Origin of the sequence: Arthrobacter sp. Hiyo1, assembly GCF_001263615.2 — a bacterium.
Taxonomy (GTDB): Bacteria; Actinomycetota; Actinomycetes; order Actinomycetales; family Micrococcaceae; genus Arthrobacter.
This window is the reverse complement of record NZ_DF952481.1, coordinates 21,281-24,029: the sequence shown is the minus strand read 5'-3', so window position 1 is coordinate 24,029 and position 2,749 is coordinate 21,281. Positions and strand designations below refer to the sequence as shown.

Below are 2,749 nucleotides of genomic sequence, written 5' to 3'. Positions count from 1 at the left end.
GCTTCACCGGACGCTATGCAGGCCGCTACGGGAGCGAGAGGTCCATGATCTGTGTGAAAACCATCTCCTCGCTCGGATCGCGGGCAGCAGCATGGCGCCTCCCGGGTTCTGGACAATGCTAGGCGTGGGGGGTCTCCGCCGGTACCGTCCGAGCCCGAGCGTCGCAGTCTGGGCGCCGAGCGGGCGGGCGAACGCGGTTGCCATGACGCTGAAGCGGTCGCTGCCGCCGCCGTTCCCGTGAACCGATTTCGCGAATGTGCCGTCGGAGAGCCGTAGAACGAGCGCGTCGTCGTTGTGCTCCCTCCGCCGCGGACGATCAATGAAAGTCACGTTCACCCGCACAAACGAATCCCAGACCTCGTAGCTGGTTACATAGCCTCGGACCACCGAGCCGTCCGGGACCGTCACCTCGAATTCATGCCGCGCCGGCAGTAGCACCCGTTCCAGCCGCGGCGGCTCGCCCCCCATAGAGTGCACTGTACCGATCATCGTCACCATTGGTTAGCTCCTATTTCTGACAGCAGCGCGCCCCTCATCCCGTTCAGCGACACACCACCGATGATGCCTTATAGCCCGCAGCTGTCAACACTCACCGCCGGGGCAAGAGGCTTCCAATAGAAGCAGTGGGCTTCTATTGGCGGGAACAATTTCTTTCGGCTGCAGCTATCTCGGTGAGGGATCTCTCACCAGACATGTTGGGATTTGCGCAGCTGCGGTTACGGGCCGCCCATGAGATCGCAGGTGTAGGTGGCTTGGCCCGTCATGATCACGATCCAAGTCGCTGTGCCGCTTTGTGTTCCCGGCGACGCTGAGTAGATGTCAGCTCCGCCCGCGGTCTTTCCCCGTTTGGTCAATCCGTCGAGAGAGTGCGTGTTCGGCATCGGGTTCGCCCCGCATTTGTAGTCACGATTGGCGAACTGGACCTTCGACGGCACCTCCTTTGGCCAGAGCGCCCAGTCAGAGGTCATCTGATGGACGTCCCAGACCCGAACCCCCACTACAACGAGCGCGACGACAATGACCGCGCCGAGGGCCCCGCCTGCAACCCATTTCCCCCGTTTCACTCCGCAACTATCGCACGGGTCGCTCTTCCACCACCATGGGCGTACCCTTTCGCCGCAATTGCCCTTTGGGGCTGCCCGTAAGCCGGTCCCCCACCGCGACACCCACGCCCGTTGGCCCGCAGCGAAAATTCCTACACAAATGCTGGTGTGACCTGCAGCGGTGTCGAGGCCGATGAACAGCGGAGATTTCCCTGTCCCGGCGCCGAGGAGGCACAAGGGTAATCCTTTGCGGATCCAGTCCCCGGCGGCCAGGGTGTGGACGGCGGCAGGGTTAATGTTCGGGTTCCCATCGAAATCGAAATCCCGAGCCACTTGTTCCGGGTAGAATTCCCTTTGGTGCGTATGCTTCGCTGTAGCAGCCAGAACGATGGCTATGTCAGCATGAAAACATGAAAATGGGGGTGGTCCACAACAGTGGATCCAATTTATGAAGATGGTGCCGGCGTCTCCATCGATGAATTGCCGTTTGGGAACACGTCTGCCGTGGCTGCGAACGGACTTGACCGGCGCTTGCGGTGGCGCCGCTCCGTATGCTGGACCCTGATAGTGGCCGTTGTGACCTCGTCCCTTATTGGGACGATTCTTTGGCTCCAGCATAATTCCGGATTTACTGAACACGTCGACGCTACTATCACCGGTCAGCACGAGGTAAAGGACGATCGAGGGGCCAGCTGTTTCCTTGACGTTCGCTACTTCGTCAGGGAGACCGTTTATACCGCTACGGTCCCAATAGGTGAATCGTGTGGGGCCAGCGCGTCTAACGGTTCCATTGTGGGGTTGCTGATCAACCCGGGCGATAGAAGTCGCCTGCCCCTGTTTGCCAGCCATAGTGGGGCCGCCAGCTTCACAGCCCTGGGCGAATTTTTTATCCTTGGCCCAGCGTTGGCCATTCTAGCGTTATGCGCGTTCAGGCTCCGGTCGTTGACGATGATATACCGCACCGCCAGTAGCCTGCCGTGGCGTCAGTTGTCTCCGCTCGGGTTCAGATATGTCAAAGGCCCCGGCGGCAGGCTGGCTCTGAAAGCATCCATCGCCTCGACGTCTGGCGAACCCGCCCTTTTGGTGTTGTCCGGAGTGGGTCGCTGGTCCATCGGGTCGTTGCGGAAAAGGCCAACCAGAAACGAGCCCATCTGGATAGCAGGCGACCTCACCGCCCCCTGGGGCCGCGTTTTGCTGGGCAGCCCGAGACAAGACTTTGTTTCCGTCGTGACAGTTCGGCACGATAATTCAGACTAAAGCGTCCGGCAAATATCGGTCCCGACCCTGAAGACGCACTGTGCCGATCCATGATTCGAAAATGTTGGCTCATAGGCAAGGCACTCCGCTCAGATTACCCCAAATGGACACGCAGCGGCCGTGCAAGCAACTTTAGATACCCGTGCAGCCGTCTTTGGATAATGACAGCCGCGCCCGTTAGCCGGTCCTCCACCGGACATATCGGCGCTGCCCCCGGAGCTGTTCAAGAGTGGCGAGATCCCGGGCCTGCCAAATTCCCATATGACCCGCCCCCAAAATTGCCCGGTGAAGGTGCCCTAAACGCTACAGTTCTGACCATGCTCATCGGTTACGCGAGATGCTCCACCAATTCTCAGGACCTCACCGCGCAGCGGAACGCACTTGCGGCCGCTGGGGTTGACCCCGACGCGGTCTACGTCGACCACGGTCTCACCGGCACGAAACGCGAC

The 2,749-nt window shown here is 60.5% G+C and carries 3 protein-coding genes and 1 pseudogene; 1 reads left to right on the top strand and 3 read right to left on the bottom strand.

What is annotated here, in order from left to right; genetic code table 11:
• Window positions 1-3: 3 nt before the first annotated feature.
• From AHiyo1_RS23565 to AHiyo1_RS27675, 3 genes and pseudogenes are all read right to left on the bottom strand, one after another.
• The gene (locus AHiyo1_RS23565) at window positions 4-498 is read right to left on the bottom strand and encodes a hypothetical protein (protein WP_059390241.1); all 495 of its coding nucleotides are present in this window, start codon (window positions 496-498) and stop codon (window positions 4-6) included.
• A gap of 218 nt (window positions 499-716) precedes the next feature.
• Complete coding sequence (locus AHiyo1_RS25250; RefSeq protein WP_059390240.1) at window positions 717-1,064, bottom strand: hypothetical protein; 348 nt, start codon at window positions 1,062-1,064, stop codon at window positions 717-719.
• 153 nt (window positions 1,065-1,217) lie between these two features.
• Window positions 1,218-1,393: pseudogene (locus tag AHiyo1_RS27675) on the bottom strand (IS21-like element helper ATPase IstB); the annotation flags it as partial.
• 1,224 nt (window positions 1,394-2,617) lie between these two features.
• On the opposite strand from AHiyo1_RS27675, the gene AHiyo1_RS27670 reads away from it, so the two are divergent.
• On the top strand, window positions 2,618-2,749 hold a 132-nt coding region (locus AHiyo1_RS27670; RefSeq protein ID WP_253257581.1), incomplete at its 3' end, for a recombinase family protein.

What these genes read in the sequence shown, in the direction of transcription:
- AHiyo1_RS23565 (WP_059390241.1), bottom strand. Translation starts at nt 498, where the DNA reads ATGGTGACGATGATCGGTACAGTGCACTCTATGGGGGGCGAGCCGCCG.